This is a genomic window from Coxiella-like endosymbiont of Rhipicephalus sanguineus (genome assembly GCF_018687865.1).
Map to the genome: position 1 here is coordinate 1 of NZ_NIQB01000015.1, position 22,718 is coordinate 22,718.

Sequence of the window (22,718 nt, forward strand, 5' to 3'; positions counted from 1 at the left end):
TTTCAATCAAACAGAGGAGCATCAGTTTTCTGATAGGTCTCGTTAACATAATCATAATATTTAGGATTAATCGATGGTGTAGCAGGGCATGTGTGTGAAACGTATAAATTAGTAAGATAAGCTTTTATAAAAAATTATCCCTAACTTTTTAATGTAAAGTGATATAACCAATTTATCTTGATATCCTCTTTGATGCAACAGATAAATTAATCCACCGATGCCATCAAATTTTTTATTAGAAAGAAAAGTCCATTGTGGTTTTTCCTCCTTTGATTAATAGTTTTAGATGTGTTCAAAAGGGATAGTTATATTTTCCCCAAGTTTTTTATTAGCTTTGAGCCAGGCACCTATTTTATCTTTTTTATGTTATTCCTGTTTTAACGAATCAGAAAAGCAATTTAAAAAGAGATATTATTTTATCTTTTTCCATCTCATTGATTTTCTTATATTAATGAGATAATATTTTCAGCATCATCTTTGAACTAAACTATATTTAAGTATTTCTTTTTAGAATTACTACGGAATATTCCTTTTTTATCAGTTTGTAATTCGCCGGTGTATTGTTCAAAGTGTATCCCTTTCTTATTAAGTAGATAGACTACTTGATCAATATCATCAACCTCAAAATTTAATACTGTATAGATCACTGGTTGATGATTTTCTTTTTGATAAATAAAAATAACTGAGCCATTTCCTAATGGTGAGCTATAATCCCATATCCTTTTCTTATTTAACATTTAAACTAAGAATATTATTATAAAAATCTTTAGCTTTTCCGAGATCGTCAATAGAAAAATTTCTGAATACATTTGTCAATTTAAATATTTTTGATTCCTCATTTTTCAAAGAGAACAATAGCTTCAAATTAACTAATCTACCTTCATTATACCTCTATAAGTAAAACTTCTATAAGTAAAGAGCTGAAAGTGCATAAATAGAGATAAACAACCATCGATTTCAGTACTTTTTTATTAAAACAAAATTTCCTTAATTGACATAGCTTCATATTCCACTAATTTTTTTTGAAATATAAGTAATTCAGATCGAAATAGTCTTTATGTCCTAGATATTCATAAAAAGCATGTATTCCGATTTCTCTTTGATGATTAGAAGTAATAAGCTCCATTACATTGGTTCTATGCTTGATAACATATTTTTCTACTAATTATAGAAATTGATTCCTAATTGCCTGGCTGCGGTAATTTTCATTAATGATTAATGTGTCAACGTATCAGTATTTTCAAGATATTCTGAATTCTTGATAGCATCTAAAAAAAATTAAAACTACGATTGTATTTTTTGTTCGGAAATGATCATTTTATGGTTAGCAATATTAGCTGCCATTCCTTCTTTCATGATTTCTAATGACGTCAAATATCCTAGTTGTTGTAATAAATTTATTAATTGAGATGAATTTTTTCTTTTCTATTTAGCTTTCTATTTTAAAACGTGGATATCTTAAGGTGCTTATTAACCCTTTCGTGTTTCTGTTAACTCTCTATTTTTTTAATTCAAACTCTTCATTAAATTTTTTCCAAGTGTTGATTAGTCCCGTATAAAAATTTATGCCTGTTTCGCTATCGTTACACCTAAAAAGCCTTGTCAAAAAATTTCTGTGGTGTGCTATTACGAAACATAGCGAGCATAATTCCAGGCCGAATTTGAAAAAAAGTTAACATAGCGCTTATCAAATTGTCCTTCTTAATTAATAGAAAATCCAATAGCTGAAATTAACGGATAATAAAGACATATAACTGTAGTATTAATAGGGACAGGTAATTGATGGATATTATAGGAACCACGAGCTTCCCACTGATAATCTAATTAATCGTCGCATAGGGCTCAATAATTTCTTCCAGGGTCGAGAAATTTTTTGATTACGTATAATCGTAATAAGGTTATCTTTTCCTATATATTTTCTAGTAATATTATTCAGACAAGTTTCTGAAAGAAAAACCACTTACTCTTCCACCTTAAAACGTAAATGAATTTCTTCGACGGCATAGCGATTGGAATTTTGTAATAAAGCGACCACATCTAACGCTTGTTTGAGAACGTCCAATTTAATAATTCGATCTTGGCTTTCTAACTTATAATTCATATCAATGATGGTAAACGTCTATTCCATATGTATTTTAGGACTTAATAGTAATCCACCATTATGCATAGGATCGAAAAAACTAAATATAAAAGAAGATTAAACGCTCCCGGTCTACATTTATCATTGCCAGCGAATATATTAAAAGATTCTATAGGTCGATGTTCTTGCTGAGAATTAAAAAGTGAATTTAATTTCTGAAACTCCTGGGCCTGCACCTCAAACGTTTCCGGAAGGTGCATCAACCAGTAAATTTTGGCTCGACCCATAATTACCTTGATTTTTTGTGACATTAGTGTCAGAAAGAAAAGCTTGCCATGCAGAACCCATATGCACTTCTTTATTTCCTAAGCCTTTCTGATATGAAAAAATAATAGCAATATCGTCACCTGTAAGCATAACAAGCTCATTGATTAATAATCCAGAATCGATGTGTTCTTTCAACAATGTTTGAATAGCATCCAGCATTTTAGCTATAGGTCGGGTATGACCGCTGATACTACCTACATCGGCTTTTATGATACTCAAAGTAATTTCCATATAATCTCCTAGAAAAAAGGAATTTTGATTATACTTTGATCTTCACTTTCTACTCAAGCATTCCTAGTATAAAGATTTGAGACGAAAATTAATCATGAGTTTACGGAAGAGCAAAATTTAGCTAAATAATGCAGTTCTGGGGTAAGATAATTAAGAAAATAGCAATTTTGAGTACATCCTAATTTGCTTATTTTTGAAGTTCTAGTCTAAATCTGTTAGCTGATTGTTTACGTATTATAAAAAATGCACCGCTTAAAATTTATAATGAAACGATTTACATGGGTGGACGAATTTCTTTGGAATTACCTCTGCCTGAATTATTCAGTTATGCGCCTATATACATGCCTATATCAAAGTCGTTCACGGAAAAGAAAAAGGTCCTTTTCTACATGGTGATCAACTTATAATGGTACAAAAATCATTAATCTTTTATTAGAATAACCCTTCTTAAAACGCTTACGAGAAACTTTTATTGCTATCTTGGTTATGAACGTGTACGATCTCATTACTGGCCGGATCCACTTTGATTGAAGCTTTCTAGGCTCTAAATACAGCTCTCATGTCACACGTCTTGCCAATCTTTTCACTCAAAAAATATTAATAAAATCTAATTATTGTATTGATTTCCAGACAGTTCTTTAAAACCATAATAATTTAACTCAAATTTATTTTAATTTCTATGACGAAACTGCTAAACAATTAGCCGATTTATTTGACGCTCCAGTAATTTCGGACACTCCCTATCGAAAAGAGTCATTATCTGCATTAACTGAAAAGAAAAGGAATTCTTTTGTTATTCTATGAAGCTGGCGAAGCTATGTGTTTTGATGAATATCCCATTAAAATAGGTATCAAAGGAATTTCTAATATAATACAAAATTTAACCATAATAATCGACTTAGGACGTCATCTTCAAAAAGATACTTGATATTTTTTTTACTAAAGACACCGTTTGGGTTCGTGCTTCAAGCATTGAAATTAGTTTTTCCAAATTAAAATTAGGACAGCGTATTTCCAAAGGCAAAGTTTTATATGTAATTAAAGATCCTTTTGGAGGTACAGAAAATATTACTATTACTAAACCCTAATAAGGAATTATCGTAGTAAAAATAATTTACCGTTAATAAATGAAGGCGAAATCTTCTTCCAAGTCGCCGTTTTTCAGAAATAGAAAAGCCGATCCTCATCTACAAAAATGGAAAGAAAAAGTATCGAAAAATTTAAAGAAGCCGAATAATTGGCAATCATAAAGAAATCACCTATTTTATTCATTGGTCTCATTATATGGCTATTAGCTGCTGTTTTTTTATATACGAATTCTTTCTTAGAAAATTTATTTGGACTGCGGCACCACAAATTATTCCGGATTTACATTTTTCTCCAGAATCTTTTGCTCTTATTGGTTCCGCTTATTACATCGCTTATGCTATCATATAAATCCCAGTTCGGATTTTAGCAGATAAATTTAGAGTCAAATGAATTATCATTTTTTCCGATTTGATTTAGGCTGGTTCAGCATTATTATTATTTTTACACGCTACAGGATTCACTTCCGCTTTTTTCAGTTGAGTGCTCATGGGCTTTGGTTCCTCTTTTGCCTTTATTTTCTTATTAATTGCTGCAACTTGCTTTCCGCGACATTATTTTGGATTTTTTTCAGGCGCCTCACAATTTGTTAGAACGATGGGGCCACACTTCTAGCTGGTGGTTCATTGATTTCATTTTTTAACCCAAGTTCATAGTAATTAGCGGCTGGCTCTTGCTATCATTGGCGTATTTAGAGTTATTTTAATTTTCCTAATTTTTCTTATTGTAAAAAATAAACCAAGTAGTCAAGAAATATTAGTTTACTTGAAAAGACATAAAAAATTTCTCAACGCTTGTAATTTTTATTTTAAAACTCGCAAATGTGGTATATTGCTTTTTCTTCAGCGAGTATTTATTCATCCCTTGTTATTCTTGGTGCTATTTGGGTATTAATTATCTTGAATCAAGAGGCCTTTCTCAGGAACTAGCTGCTGACATCATTTCTCTCACTTGGTTTAGTTTTGCTGTCCGGTGTCCTTTTCTGGAGACTTTCTCGGATATAAAAAAGAGTCGAAAACCGATGCTTATTTTTTTGTGAATGCGTAGGGATTATTGGATACAACGCTAATCACCTATGCAACCTATACAGCTACATTGATTATACAGCCTTCTCTTCTTTTTAGTAGGTATCACCGCTTCATGGAAAAACGTGGAATTTGCAATTATTTCCGAGAAAACTACAATCACAATTAGAGCTTCTGTAATGGGCTTAAATAACGCATTAATAATTTTTGTTTAACGGGATATTATCCCGCCTTTAATGAATTTATTTATTTATCAAATTCTTCGGTTAAGAGCTCTTCTCTTTCAATAACTGACTTTATTATTGGTTTTAGTTTTATGTTCCTACTCAATATTCTATCGTTGATACTAGCAAGCTTTCTGGTAAAAGAGACCTACGTAAAACCACAAAAAAAAATTAATCACCTCGAAGATTAACTCTGAAACTACTTAGCCAAAAATCGAAAAGCTAAAACCAACTTAATAAATTATGTTTTTCTTATTTTTTCTTTTTCCTCTTCTGAGGGTTTAATCTCCGAAGTGACAGAGGATTCTGAAGATTCAGGCAATTCTGTTGCTAGTGGATTACGCAATGCTTCTATATCCTTGAATAAATCATTAAGTAATCGATTAATTCTAGTAAATTGCTTAGCTTGCTCAGCATGTGTTTTGGCCAATTGTTGCGTCAATAAACTAAGCTCAGAAATTTTCATACTAATTGCATCATCAGGATTAACATCAGGTGTGCTGCCTTCTGGACTAATCATTGACTTAATATTATTTAAAATACCTTGTAAATCAAATTTTTTACTAGAATTAGTCATGACTAACCTCTTTATTAATTAAATGTTGCTTTATAAATGTTTTGACTTTGTCATCAATTATCTTTTAACGAATTTGAAATACGAGTAATTTTGGCAATACTAATATCAAGGTCGTTAGAAATTTCTCGCTGAGTTTTTTCTCCTTTTATCAGCTTACATATTAATTCTACGTGCATTGCCAATTGCTCTTTTCTTCGAAGCTAAATAATAAATCAAAAAGTTTATTCGAGTCGTTCTGTGGTTCCTGCCTTCTGGCATGAAATAAGAAACTGAGAACAACCTTTTGATTTTAGAGATACCTTTTCCTCCTTATCAGAAGGATTAGACAACAAGGGAAAAATAATGTCAACAAAACCCCCGCCTTCACTTTGAAGCAGTTAATGAAAAAAATGCCATTCTTTAGGGAACAGTTTGCGCTTGAATATGATCTACCAAAAGTTGTAATTTCCTGCGCCCTTGAAATTCATTAATGTCTAAACGATAGGCTAAGTGTACGTATTTACAATGGAAATTAGGCCACTCTTCTAGATTAACATGAAAAGCAATACCATCTAGATAATAATTATTCTCAGGAACTTCCAAAATTAATTTTAAATGCCGCTGGCCTACTACCCGTTGATTAACCAATTTAAAACAACCATCGAAAACAGGCTCTGGAAAGCCTTGCCCCCAGGGCCCCGCCTGCTCTACTAACTCAGCAAGCTCAAGAGTTAACTCTTCTGAAGTTAATTCTCCATCACTTATTAATCGCAGCTGAAGGTCTTCCTCACTAAAATTTCTTCCCACTTCTGCAGCAAATACTTGTTGAAACTCTTCATAGCGATCTAAAGGCAAGCTAAGACCTGCTGCCATAGCATGCCCCCCAAATTTGGTTATTAGCCCTGGGTATTTAGTAGCAACAGCTTCCAGCACATTGCGAATATGAAGTCCAGAAATAGATCTGGCAGATCCTTTTAGAATATTATCACTCATTTTTGCAAAAGCAATCGTGGGGCGATGAACCCGTTCTTTCACTCGGGAGGCTACTAATCCAACAACCCCTTGATGCCATTCTTCCTTATATAAACAAACGCCAGGTGGCAACTGCTGACTTAAATTAAGGTGATCAATGGCACTAAATGCATCTTTTTGCATTTGGGACTCAATAACTCGCCGTTCTTTATTTAAATCATCCAATCGATAGGCAATATCTAAAGCCGTATTTCTGTTATCCGCCAAGAGACAAGCAACGCCTAAACTCATATCATCTAAGCGTCCCACCGCATTTAATCGTGGACCAATGGCGAAACTAAGGTCTGTAGTCCGCAATTTTTCTCGTTTACGCCCGGAAACTTCCAATAATGCCAAAATTCCTTCATGGGCTTGGCCTGCCCGAATACGTTGTAATCCTTGATGAACCAATATCCGATTATTTTTATCTAATGACACAATATCGGCCACGGTACCCAGTGAGACAAAATCCAAAAATTTCGCCATATTGGGGCAATCGAGCCCACTTCGTTCAAACCAATTATTTTTTTTTAGTTGTGCACGAAATGCCAGCATAAGATAAAAAGCCACCCCTACGCCCGCCAAACATTTACTAGGAAATTTATCTTCTTTGCAATTAGGATTTATAATTGCACACGCAGGTGGCAATTGCTCACCTGGGAGGTGATGATCAGTAATTAGCACATCGATTCCTAATTGATTTGCTCGGACCACACCCGTATGACTTGAAATTCCATTATCGACCGTAATAATTAAATCAGGCTGTCGAATGGAAGCTACCTCTACAATTTCTGGCGTCAAGCCATAGCCATAGGCAAATCGATTGGGAACCAGATAAGAAACCTTTTCTAGCCCGAATTCACGCAGCGCGCTTACTGTTAAAGCAGTACTTGTTGCTCCATCCGCATCGAAATCTCCAATAATCATAATATGCTGTTGCTCTTTGAGAGCTTGAATTAGCCGCTCCGTTGCTTTATCGATGCCGGACAATAAAGAGTAAGGTAACAAATTTTTTAACTCGCGGGATAATTCATCCGGTGAATTAATATTTCTTGCCTGATAAATCCGCCGTAAAACGGGATGAAGATGCTCAAGACCCTCAATTAATTTTGATACTTCGCGTCGAACGATTTTTTATCCAAAAAACTTCCTTTTTAAATTACATTTTCACTATTGTCCTAATTTTAACTTTAAATAATAACAATAAGCATCGTCGGGATACAAGCTTACTATTTCAAATTTATTTTTAGTGATTCCAAAAATTTTGAAGTACTGATTTTAATTTAACTAATTTTAATTATTTTAATTTAACTAATTTTAATTTAAATATAAAGATAAAATTAGAATTGATTCGATTATTTCGTGATTAAACACTCTAACGAGATTTTGTAATTTGCTTTTTCCTCGCCAAATCGGAAGATAACTAATTCAAAAAAATAGGACAAAAATAGAAAAACACAAATATCCTCTTCTCGCGATTTACTAGTTTTCATCGTGTACCGAGCATTGAAACCACCCTGTTTCTTTAATATTTTCTTAAGCTTGAGCTCCTAATAATGATCTTCCATTGAAAGAGAGCACAAGAAAACCCAAAATAAATCATGATCCATACTTTTTATAATGAAAGATTCCCAATTTTAGATATTGATGAAGATTTTTCCTACGGAACAAATGGTTAAGGATGTAAAAGCTTTCTTCGAATACTACACGAACCCAGAAGTCGCTCGTTATATTCTCGCTTCTAACCCTCGAAATCTAGCCGAGGCCACTGCTGAAATTCATTATTGTCGAGACCTTTTCAAATACAAACGCGGCATTTATTGGACACTTGCGCGCAAAGAAGACGACTACATGATTGGCGCTATTGGTCTTTATATTAACAATCAACACTATAGCGCTGAAATTTGTTACGATCTCTCTCGTGATTATTGGAATAGAGGCATCATGACAAAAGTATTGCGCAAGGTAATTGAATTTTGCTTTAAAAAATAGCAGTCCACCGGATTGAAGCAATTACTTTAAAGGAAAACAGCGCTTCTATCGCTACCCTCAAAAAAACAGGTTTTTCATGGGAGGGGTCGATGAGAAAATATCGCTATTTCAATGGACGTTTCCATGATATCGAAATGTTTGTTATTACTTCGGAAAATGGATCGCCTTAACTTTTCCTTGCACCTTAGCTACTTCCTCTTTAGGAATGTTTTTTTCAAAAGCTCTTGCCTAATTCGGTCTTGAATTTCTTTATTAGATATGGTCAATTATGTAGCTTTCAACTTACCTAGGTCGAATTATGAAACAACCTCGTGCGCTCACACCTTTATTTCTCACTGAGATGTGGGAGCGCTTCGGTTTCTATATTACCCAAAGCCTTCTGATCCTCTATCTCACCAGCGCGCTTAACTTTGCTGATTTACAGGCTTACATGATTCTCGGCGAGTTTACGGCACTCGTTTACATAGCTCCTTTGGCAGGGGGCTATTTGGCTGATCGAGTGTTTGGCGCTCGTTATGCTATTCTCGTGGGCGCCATTTTTTTAGGCATTGGCTATTTCTTGCTAGGTATTGCTGGTCAAAAATTGCTATTCCTTAGTCTTTCAATTCTCGTAGTAGGCAATGGACTATTAAAGCCTAATATTTCAAGCTTTTTAGGCGAATTTTATTATGAAGACGACCCTCGTCGTGACGCGGGTTTCACTTTATTTTACATTGGCATTAATCTAGGCGGTTTATTAGCTTGGGAAGTGCTGGCTTTATTCAAGAAAAATTCGGGTGGAATATAGCCTTCCTTAGTGCAGGGGTTGGTATCGCTATCGCTCTATTGACATTCTGCTTCGGTTTCAAGACCTTCGAAAATCGGGGGCTTCCTATCCTCCTAATCAAATTTCGCCTGCATTTTTGCGTTGGTTGTGCTATAAAAGTAATCTTCTTATACTCTTTCTTCTGACTATTATTATCGCTTATTTTTTGTTGAGCAGTAGCTCTTTTGCTAGCTTGTTCCAATTAATTCTTGGTGTTTTTATCCTCATTGTTTTGTTCATTATAAGCAGTCGTTTGGAAAAACAAGTTCGGAATAAATTTCTTGCTCTAATTATTATCGTTATCGCTTCCATTGTTTTTGGGGAATGTTTTTTCAAGCTTTTGCCTCCGTTAATTTATTTACACAGCGGATTGTCGATCGAAATATTTTTGGTATATTCATTCCTTCACCGGCATTTATCGCTCTAGAATCCATTTTTATTATTTTATTGGGACCTTTCTTAGCTTCCTTATGGCAACGTCTGCATACTAAAAAACTAGACCCGACACCCGGAACAAAATTTTCATTGGCAATGTTTTCCACCGCTCTTGCTATGCTTTTATTGGCACTGGTTACCCATTGGACCGAAGCAAGCGGTTTGGTTCATCCGCTCGGGATCGTGATTTTTTATTTCTTCTTAACTCTTGGGGAAATGCTCCTCTCTCCTATCAGTTTATCCATGGTGACAGAGTTATCTCCTCCTCATCTTACAGGGTTAATGATGGGAATTTGGTTTATAGCATTGGGATTCGGAGGGCAGCTCTCAGGATTTTTAGCCGAAGCAGCCGGGGTTTCTCACCGAGTCCAAGATATTCATGCTGCAAGCGAAATCTATAGACACGCCTTTGTAAATAATGCAATCCTTACTTTTATTGTGGGCTTAGGCTTATTTGCACTAAACCCCTGGTTAAAACGGTTAATGAAAAGCTAACTTAAATCGAGATTCAAACCTATGTTTACTCAAGCCACTTATATTTGGATGGATAGCGCTGAGTCAACTCAGAAATTGCGATCCAAATTCGAGTTATTAAATATCCTCCCCCAGGAGATTACCATGTCAGACTTTTCCGACTGGGGATTAGACGGCTCTTCCACCTATCAAGCGACAGGTAATGGCTCTGATTTGATATTAAAACCCGTGCATCCTTAAAGATCCTATTTTAAGAGAAGGTAATTATTTGCTCCTTTATGAGGTTCTAAATCTGGACGGTTGCCCCTCCTCATCCTTCCAATACGCGAGCACGCTTGAGGCAAATTATGGCCAACTGAGATGCTAAACAAGAACCCTGGATTGGATTTGAACAAGAATATACGCTCTTTCAGGGTGCTCAGCCACTCCGGGGGGCTGTGGCCCAATCGAAGGTTATCCTGCTACTCCTCAATGGCCTTTCTATTGTGGTGTAGGGACAGATTGAAGTAATTTAGCCATCCTTTTAGTGGAAGTAATGGAAGAACACGCCAACGCTTTTTTGGATGCCGGAATTATGCTCTTTGACACGAATGGGGAAGTGATTGCCAGGGGACACGATAAACCCCTGATCCCCTGACTGTTTCTGACCACCTTTGGCTCGCTCAATGGTTACTGTATCGAATTGGAGAAGAGTACGGCGGTATTACTTTCTACCCTTCGTCCGAAACCCGTTCTAACGGGATTGAAATGGAACTGGTAAACACACTAATTTCTCTATTAAAGCGATGCGTGATTTAAAAACAGGAAAAGAAGCTATAACCAGACTATTGAGCGGCTCTCCAGGAGCGTCATGAAGCGCATACCCCCCTTACTGGAAAGCATGAAACGGCTCATATCTCACAATTTTTTCCGGCATTGGTAATCGTGGTGCTTCCGTTCGAATTCCGTGGCCTGTAGCTTCCCGAAGATACGGCTCTATATTGAAGACCAGCGACCAGGTGCTAACGCTAACCCCTACCAGAAGTACCCCTTACCAGGTTACTAGGTGGCGGCCCATTCTGTTAGAGACAATTTGTGGGATTGAATTGCCCGAAACCGATCCGATAAAAACCATGATATAGGTATGCACTAACTTATAAAACTTATAAATAAGCTTATAATTACAAATAAACTTATAAATTAAATAATCGATAGTAATTTTCGGTAGTTTTTCGAGCAATTTCGTTTAGAGAAGTATTTTTTAATTTTGCAATGAATTCAGCTACATAGAGCACATATTGCGGTTCATTTTTCTTACCTCGAAACGGGACAGGAGCTAAATAAGGAGCATCCGTTTCGATTAGCATCTTTTCTAAAGGAACCCGTTCAGCAACTTCAGCGACATTTTTAGCATTTTTAAAAGTCACAATGCCAGAGAAAGAAATATAAAAGCCCAAATCCATCGCTTTCTGCGCCATTTCCCAACTTTCTGTAAAGCAATGCATCACTCCACTCACTGCTTTTGCATTTTCTTCCTGCATAATTTGTATGGTGTCAACTTGGGCATTGCGAGAATGGATAATTAATGGCTTAGCGAGTTTTACAGCCACTTGAATATGGCGACGGAAACGATCTCGTATCTTCTCCTCCAAACCACTTTCATTATAGTAGTAATCCAAACCTGTTTCGCCAATGGCTATTACTTTAGGATGACTGGCTAGTTCAAATAATTCCGCCATAGAAGGTTCATGATCTACTTTTTTACTAGGATGAAGGCCTACACTCGCAGAAACATTATTAAATTGTTCTGCAATTTTAATAACCCTTGGTGCATTTACTAAGTCAACACCTACACAAAGAATGCTTTCAACGCCGACATTTTTTGCTTTTTCAATTAAAGATTTTAATTTCCCATTATAGGGGGTTAAATCGAGCATATCTAAATGACAATGTGAATCAACTAACATTTATGCGTTTTCCAACATTAAAAAAATTTCTTCTAAAAGCAATTGTGAGTTTACTGCTATTGATCCCGTAACCACCCGCCAAGTTTCTTGCAACTGTTGCAATATTTCAAGCAACTTTTCCTGTGACAATACCGATGATAATTCCTGTAAAAGTGGCAAATGATCTACGTTAAAGACAAAATCATGACAATTAAGCTGCAGGCGCAGAACATCCATAAGAAAGATAATTATAATATGCAAAATTAATTTAATATCTTCTTTCAATAAAGCATTTACAACCGTCACGGCCGATTCACGTTGCGTTACTGTGTTTATTAGTGACTTCAATAAACGATCCCGCAATGGCAAATAATTTAGCGATTCTAATTCTATCGCTTGTAATGGAGCGTAATTCGCTACTGTTAACAATTGAAGTGCTTTATTTTTATCTCCCTTAATCTGTGCTTCTACCCATTGAAGTACCGCTGAGTCAGAATAAGCCTTAAATAGGACTCGTTGACATCGACTGACGATAGTTGGGGGTAAAGCTCCAAGCTGATGAGTAACCAAGATTAAGAGAACTTGTCCTGAAGGTTCCTCCAAAGTCTTTAAAAACGCGTTAGCCGCTGCTCGATTCATTGCTTCAGCAGGTGAAAGAATCACTACTTGATAATGGCCCTGTTGCGAAGTTTGATTGAGCGCATCAATTAGCTCACGAATTTGCACCACTTTAATAGTTTTACTTTTTTCTTCCGTATTTACCTCAAAAAAATCAGGATGGTTCCCGACACGAAATAATTGGCAGCCTCGACATATCCCACAGGCTTCTGTTTGATTGCGCTTACAAAGAATTAATTCTGCTAATGATTTAGCAAACCTTGATTTACCTAAACCACGGCTACCGGTTAAAAGGAGAGCATGAGGCATCCGACCTTGCTGATGACGAGTTACAATTTTGTCCCACTGCTTTTGTTGCCACGGGTAAATCATTTAGTTCTTAGCCTCTAATTTTACTTTGAGAAAGGTCTGCTAATAGCGGGTCGATTACCTGGCATAATTGCTCTCTAACCACCGATAATTCCTGATCTGCATGAATCACTCGAAACCGTTTGGGCTCGCATCGCGCTTGAGCAAGATAGCTCTCCCGTACTCGTTTGAAAAATTCCAGACCCTCTGCTTCAATGCGATCTCTCGCTCCACGGCTCTTTACGCGACTTAAACCAATCGAAACGGGTGCGTCCAATAAAAAAGTGAGATCTGGTTTTAAATTACCCTGAACCCATCGTGCTAATTCTTCGATGTGTTTAACCGCGATTCCACGTCCCCCGCCTTGATAGGCAAAACTCGCATCGGTAAAACGATCGGACAATACCCACTGCCCACGCCGTAAAGCTGGCAAAACCACTTGTACAATATTTTGTGCACGTCCTGCAAACATTAATAATAATTCGGTATCGGGGCACATCATTTCGTTGTAATGATTGAGAAACACTTCACGAATGGCTTCGGCAATGAGCGTACCACCCGGCTCTCGGGTAACGACGTAAGGAATATGATCAACCTCCAGGCGCTCTCGGATATATCGGAGCGCTGTAGTTTTCCCTACCCCTTCAATTCCTTCGAAGGATATAAAACACCCTCGTTCATCTTCCATATTTTTCTCCCAGTGATAGATAAGGTGCCACCCATGGTGGAATTATAATGATTGTTCATTATTCCGTTGGTATTTTTCACAATGGGCTTGATACGTAGCGGAAAATACATGACTCCCATGCCCCCCTTGGAATAAATGGTAAGCTAAATAACGAACCCGAGTTGCGGGCGGTATTTTGATCGTAGCCGCTTGTTGTATTTCTATTTCACTACGTATTGGCATATAAATAAACGATGCTACATAATGGTAAACCACGTTCCCAAAATTAAAATAAAAAAGGCAGCAATAATGAAAACGATTTTTTTTAAATAACGACATGAAATAAAGTTTAGACCTTCCTTAGCACCAAGGTACCGTTGGTTCCCCCAAATCCAAAAGAATTTGACATCACTGTAGTAATGTTTATTTGCCGCGCTGTCTGAGGGACAAAATCTAAGTCACAGTCTTCATCGGGATGTTCTAAATTAATCGTCGGTGGCGCCACGTTATCTCGAATAGCCAAAACCGAAATCACCGTTTCAACTGCCCCGCGGCCCCTAACATATGGCCCGTCATTGATTTTGTAGAACTTACGGCTAATTTATAAGCATGATTCCCAAAAATTTTTTTGATAGCCAGCGCTTCCAGATGATCTGCCGCCTGTGTAGAAGTGCCATGAGCATTAACATAATCTACTTCTTCAGCAGGAATCCCGGCATCGACCAAGGAATTTTTCATACAAGCGTAAAAACCCTCACCACCCGGAGCAGGCGCCGTCATATGGAAAGCATCCCCGCTCATTCCGAAGCCAATCACTTCCGCGTAAATGGGGGCGCCACGCTTTTTTGCGTGTTCCAATTCCTCTAATACCACCGATGCCGCTCCTTCACCTAATACAAAACCATCTCGATCCTTATCCCAAGGACGACTGGCTTTTTCCGGTTCATCATTTCGGCTTGAAAGTGCCCGCGCCGCTGAAAATCCGCCAATCCCTAAAGCCGTTGTAGCCATTTCGCTTCCTCCCGCTACCATGGCATCCGCATCATTATCTGCAATAATTCGGGCAGCATGGCCGATATTATGAAGACCTGTGGTACAAGCGGTAACGATGGAAATGTTAGGGCCTTTCAAATTGTAGTTTATAGACACTATCCCAGATGCCATATTAATGATGGCACCAGGGATAAAAAAAGGTGAAATTTTTCGAGGTCCATCGCTCAATAGCGTCTGATGATATCTTTCAATCCAGGGCATTCCCCCAATCCCAGAACCAATGGCAACACCTACTCGAGAAGGATTGCTTTCATCGACGACAAGCCCAGCGTCTTCGATGGCTTGGCGAGCTGCCTCTACAGCGAATTGAACAAAAACATCTGTTCGTCGAACTTCCTTAGGGTCTAAGGACAGATTCGGATCAAAGTTTTTACTTCTGCTGCAATTTGCGTGGCAAAAGCGGATGCATCAAAGCGCGTAATGCGGGCAACTCCGCTTTTACCTTCTAAAAGGGCGGCCCACATATCTGGAACATTGTTCCCCACTGGGGTTACCGCTCCTAAGCCTGTTATCACAACACGTCGATTCCCCAATTTAGCGCTCCTCAGAGACCAAGCAGGAAAAACTACAATTTAAAAATTGATCAGTTAATCAGTAGATTCACTTGCAGAATGCGATTTAATATAATCAATCGCTTGCTGAACGGTCGTAATCTTTTCTGCCTCTTCATCGGGGATTTCAGTATCGAATTGCTCTTCCAATGCCATCACCAGCTCAACCGTATCTAAAGAATCAGCACCGAGATCATCTACAAATGAAGCATCATTAGTGACTTCTTCTTCTTTTACTCCTAATTGCTCAATGATAATCTTTTTGACTCGTTCTTCAACTTTTGCCATATTTTCGGCTCCCCTTCTTAAAAACTAAATTAAGTGAATTCGGTTAATAGTAACATTTTATTACTTGTATTCAAGCGCTATACCATACACATTCCACCATTAATATGCAATGTCTCCCCGGTTATATATCCAGCTCCATCGGAGGATAAATAAACTGCGGCTTTAGCAATTTCTTCGGGACGTCCCATTCGTTTCATGGGCACCCGAGTCAAAATAGCTTCTTGTTGCTTTTCTGACAATGCGCCTGTCATTTCCGTTTCAATAAAGCCAGGAGCGATACAATTCGCTGTAATGCCGTAAGCAGCATGTTCTACGGCGATAACTTTCGTAAGACCTATAAGGCCAGCTTTAGCAGCGATATAATTTGCTTGCCCGGGGTTTCCCATAATGGCTGCGACCGAAGTAATATTGATAATCCGGCCCCACCGCTTCTTAAGCATTGACTTCAAACACGCCTTAGTCAAATGGAAAACACCATTCAAATTAGTTTCAATAACGGCCTCCCATTCTTCAGACTTCATGCGGAGAAAGATGTTATCACGAGTAATACCGGCGTTATTAATGAGAATGTCCACCGAACCGAAGTCTTCCTGTATCTTAGCCAAAATAGTTTTCATAGCTTCTGGATCGCAAACGTTTAAAGTATACCCTTTTCCTTTAAAACCTTTCTCGGCGAAGATTTGAGTAATTTTATGAGCACTCTCTTCGGAGGTAGCTGTTCCAAGAACAATAGCTCCTTGAAGACCTGCTTCTTTAGCAATTGCTAATCCAATGCCACGAGACGCTCCCGTGATTAACACAATTTTTGCTTCAATAAACATACCTCGTATTCCTCTTCATTTAACTAAGGGCTTTTTTTACCTCACCCACTCTAGGGCAGCTAAAATTAACTCTGTCGTTGTCAGTGGGAATGTTTTGCTTCGGCGTTCGATGCGCTTATTCAAACCTGCTAATTTATTATCCGGCCCGCACTCTCCAAAGAATTTTATTCCTCGCTTTACCATTTTTTGGATAGTTTCTACCCATCGCACAGGATCTACGAGTTGCTTCACCAACGCAGTGCGAATTGCCTCGCCTCCCTGATGTTCAGCCACATCTGTATTGTGGATTACAGGAATCGTAGGCGAAGTCATGGTTACCCCGGCTAAATCCCGCGCAAGACGTTGAGCTGCCGGCTGCATCAAAGGGGAGTGAGAAGCACACTGACGGGAATGCGCTTAGCAATTTTAGCCCCTTAGTTTTAGCCAATGCAAGAGCACGTTCCACAGCCAATGCATCTCCAGATATTACCGTTTGAGCAGGAGAATTTAAATTGGCAAGCCTCACGACCGCGCTCTGGGCCGATTTTTCGCATATCGCTTCGATCTGCGATTCACTTAAACCAATAATCGCTCCCATTGCTCCTTCACCTGGGGGCACCGCCTCTTGCATGTAGCGACCTCGGCTTTCTACTAATTGGACAGCATCTGTAAATCTCAGTGCTTTCGCGCAAACTAAGGCCGCGTATTCCCCCAAACTATGACCAGCCATCGCTTGAGGCGGAGACCCCCCTAAATCCTCCCAACACCGAAAAATAGCGACATCGACTACCAACAGAGCGGGTTGGGTAAATTGAGTTTGGTCCAGTTTTTCTTGAGGACCCTGTTGGGTCAACACCCACAAATCATATCCCAGAACAGAAGATGCTTCGTGAAAGGTTTCTCTAACTAAAGGTTGCTCTTTGGCTAATTCTCGGAGCATCCCCAGGTGTTGAGATCCTTGACCTGGAAATACTAAAGCAAATGGTAAAGGCATGTTATTATTTCTCCACTAATACTTTAATAGAGCAGCACCCCACGCTAATCCCGCTCCAAAGGCTTCTAACAATAAGGTTTCACCACGCTGGATTTTGCCTGATCGAACAGCAACGTCGAGGGCTAAAGGAATAGAAGCAGTAGAGGTGTTCCCATGTTTTTCAATAGTTAAAATAACCCGCTCCAGAGATAAGCCAAGGCGTTTAGCTGTGGCTTGAATAATCCGCATATTTGCCTGATGAGGTATCAACCAATCAATATCCGATCTTTTAAGTCCGCTCTTTTCCACAGTCTCATCAACAATTTCTCCTAATTTCTTCACAGCCACTTTAAAAACTTCATTACCCCGCATTCGCAAGGGAAACTCATTTAATTCGCGATCCCATATGGGACTTTTGGAACTAATTAAGTCTGCGTAGTTGCCATTAGCGTGGAGAATTATTTTTAGGATTCCCGGTTCTCTATCGGCTTGCAAAATTACCGCTCCAGCTCCATCCCCAAATAAAATGCAGGTACTTCGGTCTTGCCAATCCACTATTTTCGTTAGAGAATCCACTCCAATGACCAAAACGGTTTTAGCACCGCCCGTGCAAATATATTGATCTGCAACGCTTAATCCATACACAAATCCCGCACACGCCGCATTTAAATCAAAAGCAGGAATATCATCTCTTAAATTTAAATGGCGCTGGACTAAACAAGCCGTACTTGGAAAATAATATTCTGCCGTAGCCGTTCCCACGATAACCATATCAATAGTGGAAGGGTCAATCCCAGACATTTCAATAGCACGTTTGGAAGCATTGACTGCCATCGTGGTAGTGTTATCAGGCTCGTAGCGATAATATGGCGCTCTCGCACGCCCACCCGTTTCATTATCCATTCGTCTGAAGTTTCGACCATTTTCTCCAAATCCTCGTTACTGAGGATTTGTTCGGGGATATAGCTACCAACTCCCCAAATACGCGAATACATCATTAGCTCTCAGACTCCTTAAGCACACTGCTCACTTTTTCTTTAATGAGCTGTGGAATATTTTTATCAACTTCAAGAATGGCTTCTTCCACAGCCGAAACGAAAGCATTAACATTAGCACTACCGTGACTTTTTATCACAATCGCATTTAAGCCTAAAAAGGTTGCTCCATTATAACGTTCAGGATCGACTCGCTTTATTAAGCGTTTAAAAATAGGGATAGCGGGTAATACCGCCAATTTGGTCCACCAGGCCTCTTTGAAAGCTTCCCGCGCATATTGCGCAATTAATTTTGCTACGCCTTCTGTGGCTTTTAATACCACGTTTCCCACAAAGCCATCACAGACAACCACATCGGCAACGTTATTAAAGATGGAGTCACCTTCCACGTACCCAATATAATTAATCGCTTTGCTTTTCTCAAAAAGCTCGTTGGCCTTTTTTACTAGCTCGTTCCCTTTAATTTCTTCTTCACCAACGTTTAGTAATCCCACTCTGGGGTTGGGGATGCTATCGGCAGCCGCTGCTAAAATAGACCCCATCACAGCAAATTGGTATAAATTTTCAGGGCTAGAATCAACGTTAGCACCCAAATCTAAAACTCGAACTTCCCGTTCATTTTTGGTAGGAAACGAAGCGATAATAGCGGGTCGGTCAATACCTGGTAAGGTTTTAAAAACATAACGGGCTGTTGCCATCAAAGCACCAGTGTTACCCGCACTGACGCAAGCCTGTGCCCGATTTTCTTTTACTAAATTTATAGCCACTCGCATCGAAGAATCTTTCTTCGTCCGAAGCGCTTGAGAAGGAACTTCGTCCATTGCTACCTCCTCAGTGGCGTGCACAATTTCCCATCGATCCCCAACCGCTTTGCTACCCTCTGTTATTAAGGGACGAAGCCGCTCCTCTTTGCCCACTAAGAGAAGTTTGACATGGGAGTATTTCTTAAGAATTGACAATACCGCGGGCACAATAACTTTGGGACCGTGATCACCACCCATGGCATCCAGTGCAATTGTCTTCACCATTAATGGTTACTCTTCGTCTTCGTAAGACTCTTCTAAAGTAATAACTTCACGGCCTTTATAATATCCTTCCGGACTAATATGATGCCGCAGATGCGTTTCCCCCGTCACGGGATCTTTAGATAATACAGGAGCGCGCAAATCATCATGTGAGCGACGCATACCGCGTCTTGAACGAGTTTTACGACTTTTTTGTACTGCCATTTCTCTACTCCAAGGTCTGACATTGCTCGTGCTTGGGGATCATCGGTAAGCTGAGCAATAATTTTTCTTCTATTTAGTTCTATTAAAGTTACTCTCTCATCAGTAACTAACAATGGCTCATAGGCTTGCGCGGCAATCGCTTTGCCTCATCATCATCCCTTACCGGACTTAATACAAGGCTTTACATTTATATCATAGCTCACTGCTTCGCCATAACGCTCGTATTCGAATGTAAGGTAGGTCCGGACACCAACTTTAATAAAACGAAACCCAAACTTTATCTTGGCCAAATTCAAAACAAACTGCTACCACCCCTCTCGGATTTTCCACCAAGGGAAGCAGTCGCGTTAGTTCCTTTAAAGGCACTTCACCTTCTTTAAGGTTACCTACCGATCGCAAAGTTCAAAGAGATTGATTTTTAATGGTAATCGATCACCCACCACCCATCCAAATCTAGCGAGGCAATGGTATATGGGAATAGGATGGGTGTCAAACTGCCACCAATGAGTAAACTACCGGCGATCTAAACTTTTCAAAATGATAATCAAGAGGTTCACTGAATAGTAAAATAAATAAAGAATATTCGGAGGCTGAAGTGCAAATTTATAATCCTGAGATTGCTGTTCTACTCAACAAGCTCGCAGATCTCTTAGAAATTTAAGTAGAAAATTCTTTTCGTATCCGTACCTACCCGCTCCGCCGTCGGGCTTATCAACGAATTACCTCAGAATGTAGTAGATATTCTAAGGGAAGGCGAAGATTTAACGGAATTACCGGGTATTGGAGAAGCTCTAGCAGAAAAATAAAATTATAATTAAAATAGGCAAATTACTCCACTTAGAACAACTTGAGAAAAAATGCCTATGGTAGTTACTGAGCTGTTGCTAATCGAGGGTTTAGGCCCAAAGCGTATAAAAATGCTACATGATAATTTGGATATTAAAAACTCAGCCGATTTAAAAAGAGCATTAGTACATGCTGATATTGAAGGCTTGCATGGTTTGGAAAAATAAAAAAGCCTATCTTAGCAGGCATCAAAACCTTGGAACGAGGAAAGCTTCGTATTAAATTGATTGGACGCCGAAAAAATTCCAGTTCCCTTGCCAACTTATTTTCTAACTTATTTAAAAACAGCCCCGGGATTAAAAAATTGCTATCACCGGAAGCTATCGACGACGTAAAGAAATCGTAGGTGACCTCGATCTAATCGCCGTTGCTAATAATGGTAAAAAATTATTAAATACCTTACTGAATTTGATAGAATATCACCCGTTATTTCTCACGGAACCATTCGCTCAACTGGAGTTTTAAATTCTGGTGTTCAAGTTTATTTGCGAGCAATCCTACAAAAAAGTTATGGTTTTGCTTTACATTATTTCACGTAATGAAAAATCTCATAATAATATAGCCATCGGCAGAATGGCTATGAAAAAATGAAAGTAAATAAGTATGGTGTATTTAAAAAAAGATAAAAAGGAAATCGCCAGAAAAACCGAAAAAGAATTTTATGAATTATTTGGTATCTCTTACATAGAACCTGAACTTCGTGAAAATTATGGTGAAATTGAAGCTACTCTAAAAACATTAATTACTGAAATTAATTACTTTAATAAAGATATTCAAGGGCATTTGCATTTTTCCGTGGGACCAGGTTTGAACAAAAAGCATTTTATCGAACAAATTAAAATTATTAACAAGCTTAATGAAAAATTCAACGGTTTTACTATTTTGAAATCAATTGAAGTCGATATTTTAGAAGACGGAAAATTAGACCTTCCAGATGAAGTCTTAAAAGAATTAGATTTAGCAGTTTGCTCTATTCATTACAAATTTAATTTATCCGAAAAACTAAACGTATTCTTCGCGCCATGGAAAACCCCTACTTTAATATACTAGGCCATCCCAGAGGCGACTCATTCGGCGCCGCGATCCATATTCTGTTAATGTGGGAAAACTAATTGAAGCGGCAAAAATGAACAGGTGCATCCTAGAAATTAATGCCCAACCCGAACGTTTAGACTTAGATGATGTTCATTGTAAAATAGCTAAATAGCAGTTAAAATGGCAATTTCAACTGATGCCCACACCATCAATTAAATCAATTACCTTGAATTTGAGATTGATGTGGCCCATTCCGTTTTGGCTCGAAAAAAGATGTTGTTAATGCCTATTCTCTTCCCAAGCTCAAGAAATTATTGCGACGAAAATGAATTTGTATCTACTAAGGATTTTAGTATTATTCGGATATCAAAAAAAAGGCTCAGAAGAAAATTGGGATTATTTATTGCTATTTTAGCAATAGCTCTTGTTCAGAATAGCTCCTATGCCAATTCAATGCTTACTGACTCTCAGCCCCCTAAAAAATCTAAAAACATTATAACTAAAGCCAATTGTTAACATATAAAGTACTACGATAAAAAAATACTATGATAAAAAAACACTACCACTATAAAGTAGTTTGCAAACAACCGGCCCATTTTGAAGCTAAGTTAGAAAAAATTCTAAGTTGCACTCAGTCTCGCTCAGCAATCGATCCTGGAAAGGCGTTTAGCTCAACAACGTCAAGTTATAAAAACGCGTGCGGGTATTAGCTTTTATGAACCCACTTACATCCTACCGTATTATTTACTGGGCGACCGTACCAATTCTATTTATGAAAGCCATACGCCTGAAAATAAACCACTGAAGAGTGAAGAATTTAAAGGCCAAATGAGTGTGCAATTTTCCTTATGGTATGACATTGTTTGGAAGTAACGTTTTACTCTAATGTCTCCTATACACAACTCTTCCTGGTGGTAATTTTACCCTAAGTCTCAGTTTTTTCGTGAAATGAATTACGAACCACAGCTTTTTTTAAGCAATCATTTTTCTCGCAACAGTTTAATTGCTCTTGAAATTAATCATTAATCCAATGGTCGGGGAGACGAATTAGAAAAAAGCTGGAATCGTCTCTTTTTACACTTTACGTTTACAGGGTCTCATTGGATGGTGGATATAAACCCCTGGATTTTAATTTTTAAATCGG

At 38.2% G+C, this 22,718-nt stretch carries 25 protein-coding genes and 3 pseudogenes; 9 read left to right on the forward strand and 19 right to left on the reverse strand.

What is annotated here, in order from left to right:
- Positions 1–482: 482 nt before the first annotated feature.
- The 6 genes from B1F79_RS01435 to recJ all read right to left on the reverse strand — a co-directional run bounded on the left by B1F79_RS01435 (position 483) and on the right by recJ (position 7,671).
- A complete protein-coding gene (locus tag B1F79_RS01435) occupies positions 483–737 on the reverse strand; it encodes a VOC family protein (protein ID WP_251365703.1) in 255 nt (84 codons plus the stop codon).
- 1,223 nt (positions 738–1,960) lie between these two features.
- Positions 1,961–2,101: a hypothetical protein gene (locus tag B1F79_RS06260; RefSeq protein ID WP_285896349.1), complete on the reverse strand. Its 141-nt coding sequence runs from the start codon at positions 2,099–2,101 to the stop codon at positions 1,961–1,963.
- Positions 2,102–2,317: 216 nt separating this feature from the next.
- Positions 2,318–2,638 carry a fructose 1,6-bisphosphatase gene (locus B1F79_RS06265; protein WP_285896350.1) on the reverse strand — a complete coding sequence of 107 codons (321 nt, stop codon included), beginning with the start codon at positions 2,636–2,638 and terminating at the stop codon, positions 2,318–2,320.
- Between the two features lie 2,576 nt (positions 2,639–5,214).
- Positions 5,215–5,550 carry a hypothetical protein gene (locus tag B1F79_RS01445; RefSeq protein WP_251365704.1) on the reverse strand — a complete coding sequence of 112 codons (336 nt, stop codon included), beginning with the start codon at positions 5,548–5,550 and terminating at the stop codon, positions 5,215–5,217.
- 53 nt (positions 5,551–5,603) lie between these two features.
- Complete coding sequence (locus tag B1F79_RS06765; protein ID WP_372443101.1) at positions 5,604–5,726, reverse strand: Trp family transcriptional regulator; 123 nt, start codon at positions 5,724–5,726, stop codon at positions 5,604–5,606.
- A gap of 223 nt (positions 5,727–5,949) precedes the next feature.
- Positions 5,950–7,671: a single-stranded-DNA-specific exonuclease RecJ gene (recJ, locus tag B1F79_RS01450; RefSeq protein WP_251365718.1), complete on the reverse strand. Its 1,722-nt coding sequence runs from the start codon at positions 7,669–7,671 to the stop codon at positions 5,950–5,952.
- Here recJ and B1F79_RS01455 point away from each other — a divergent pair.
- The 5 genes from B1F79_RS01455 (at position 7,593) to B1F79_RS06775 (ending at position 10,267) form a co-directional block, all read left to right on the forward strand.
- On the forward strand, positions 7,593–7,790 hold the full coding sequence (locus tag B1F79_RS01455) for a hypothetical protein (protein ID WP_251365705.1): 198 nt from the start codon (positions 7,593–7,595) through the stop codon (positions 7,788–7,790). The two genes, recJ and B1F79_RS01455, sit on opposite strands and share 79 nt — an antisense overlap.
- Positions 7,791–8,187: 397 nt before the next feature.
- Positions 8,188–8,532 carry a GNAT family N-acetyltransferase gene (locus B1F79_RS01460; protein WP_251365719.1) on the forward strand — a complete coding sequence of 115 codons (345 nt, stop codon included), beginning with the start codon at positions 8,188–8,190 and terminating at the stop codon, positions 8,530–8,532.
- A gap of 11 nt (positions 8,533–8,543) precedes the next feature.
- On the forward strand, positions 8,544–8,702 hold the full coding sequence (locus tag B1F79_RS01465) for a GNAT family N-acetyltransferase (RefSeq protein WP_308159715.1): 159 nt from the start codon (positions 8,544–8,546) through the stop codon (positions 8,700–8,702).
- Between the two features lie 128 nt (positions 8,703–8,830).
- Positions 8,831–9,319 (forward strand): oligopeptide:H+ symporter, encoded by a 489-nt coding sequence (locus tag B1F79_RS06770; protein ID WP_372443099.1) that lies wholly within the window; start codon positions 8,831–8,833, stop codon positions 9,317–9,319.
- Between the two features lie 342 nt (positions 9,320–9,661).
- Positions 9,662–10,267, forward strand: a complete 606-nt coding sequence (locus tag B1F79_RS06775) for a POT-type proton-dependent oligopeptide transporter (protein WP_372443100.1) — start codon at positions 9,662–9,664, stop codon at positions 10,265–10,267.
- Positions 10,268–11,418: 1,151 nt separating this feature from the next.
- Here the strand turns inward: B1F79_RS06775 and B1F79_RS01480 are convergent.
- The 13 genes and pseudogenes from B1F79_RS01480 to B1F79_RS01540 all read right to left on the reverse strand — a co-directional run bounded on the left by B1F79_RS01480 (position 11,419) and on the right by B1F79_RS01540 (position 20,092).
- On the reverse strand, positions 11,419–12,192 hold the full coding sequence (locus tag B1F79_RS01480) for a TatD family hydrolase (protein ID WP_251365706.1): 774 nt from the start codon (positions 12,190–12,192) through the stop codon (positions 11,419–11,421).
- On the reverse strand, positions 12,193–13,161 hold the full coding sequence (locus B1F79_RS01485) for a DNA polymerase III subunit delta' (RefSeq protein ID WP_251365707.1): 969 nt from the start codon (positions 13,159–13,161) through the stop codon (positions 12,193–12,195).
- A gap of 7 nt (positions 13,162–13,168) precedes the next feature.
- A complete protein-coding gene (gene tmk, locus B1F79_RS01490; protein ID WP_251365708.1) occupies positions 13,169–13,825 on the reverse strand; it encodes a dTMP kinase in 657 nt (218 codons plus the stop codon).
- Between the two features lie 42 nt (positions 13,826–13,867).
- A complete protein-coding gene (locus B1F79_RS01495) occupies positions 13,868–14,047 on the reverse strand; it encodes a hypothetical protein (RefSeq protein WP_251365709.1) in 180 nt (59 codons plus the stop codon).
- Between the two features lie 106 nt (positions 14,048–14,153).
- Positions 14,154–15,390 (reverse strand): annotated as a pseudogene (gene fabF, locus B1F79_RS01500) (beta-ketoacyl-ACP synthase II).
- Positions 15,391–15,444: 54 nt separating this feature from the next.
- On the reverse strand, positions 15,445–15,696 hold the full coding sequence (acpP, locus tag B1F79_RS01505; protein WP_251365710.1) for an acyl carrier protein: 252 nt from the start codon (positions 15,694–15,696) through the stop codon (positions 15,445–15,447).
- 77 nt (positions 15,697–15,773) lie between these two features.
- Entirely contained in the window at positions 15,774–16,517 is a 744-nt protein-coding gene (gene fabG, locus B1F79_RS01510; protein ID WP_251365711.1) for a 3-oxoacyl-ACP reductase FabG, read from the reverse strand.
- Positions 16,518–16,553: 36 nt separating this feature from the next.
- Complete coding sequence (locus B1F79_RS01515) at positions 16,554–16,829, reverse strand: hypothetical protein (protein ID WP_251365712.1); 276 nt, start codon at positions 16,827–16,829, stop codon at positions 16,554–16,556.
- Positions 16,783–17,490, reverse strand: a complete 708-nt coding sequence (locus tag B1F79_RS01520; RefSeq protein WP_251365713.1) for an ACP S-malonyltransferase — start codon at positions 17,488–17,490, stop codon at positions 16,783–16,785. The genes B1F79_RS01515 and B1F79_RS01520 overlap by 47 nt, the downstream gene beginning before the upstream one ends.
- A gap of 15 nt (positions 17,491–17,505) precedes the next feature.
- A pseudogene (locus B1F79_RS01525) lies at positions 17,506–18,467 on the reverse strand (beta-ketoacyl-ACP synthase III).
- Positions 18,467–19,492 carry a phosphate acyltransferase PlsX gene (gene plsX, locus B1F79_RS01530; RefSeq protein ID WP_251365714.1) on the reverse strand — a complete coding sequence of 342 codons (1,026 nt, stop codon included), beginning with the start codon at positions 19,490–19,492 and terminating at the stop codon, positions 18,467–18,469. The pseudogene B1F79_RS01525 and the gene plsX overlap by 1 nt, the downstream one beginning before the upstream one ends.
- 6 nt (positions 19,493–19,498) lie before the next feature.
- Complete coding sequence (gene rpmF / locus B1F79_RS01535; RefSeq protein ID WP_100622877.1) at positions 19,499–19,693, reverse strand: 50S ribosomal protein L32; 195 nt, start codon at positions 19,691–19,693, stop codon at positions 19,499–19,501.
- 255 nt (positions 19,694–19,948) lie between these two features.
- Positions 19,949–20,092 carry a hypothetical protein gene (locus B1F79_RS01540; protein WP_251365715.1) on the reverse strand — a complete coding sequence of 48 codons (144 nt, stop codon included), beginning with the start codon at positions 20,090–20,092 and terminating at the stop codon, positions 19,949–19,951.
- Positions 20,093–20,550: 458 nt separating this feature from the next.
- Here B1F79_RS01540 and B1F79_RS01545 point away from each other — a divergent pair, with 458 nt between their 5' ends.
- From B1F79_RS01545 to B1F79_RS06270, 4 genes and pseudogenes are all read left to right on the forward strand, one after another.
- A complete protein-coding gene (locus B1F79_RS01545; protein WP_251365716.1) occupies positions 20,551–20,706 on the forward strand; it encodes a hypothetical protein in 156 nt (51 codons plus the stop codon).
- Positions 20,707–21,142: 436 nt separating this feature from the next.
- Entirely contained in the window at positions 21,143–21,589 is a 447-nt protein-coding gene (locus B1F79_RS01550) for a hypothetical protein (RefSeq protein WP_251365717.1), read from the forward strand.
- Between the two features lie 639 nt (positions 21,590–22,228).
- Positions 22,229–22,447, forward strand: coding sequence for a phospholipase A (locus B1F79_RS01555; RefSeq protein WP_285896351.1), 219 nt, complete (start codon positions 22,229–22,231; stop codon positions 22,445–22,447).
- A 165-nt stretch (positions 22,448–22,612) separates the two neighbouring features.
- A pseudogene (locus B1F79_RS06270) lies at positions 22,613–22,718 on the forward strand (phospholipase A); the annotation flags it as partial.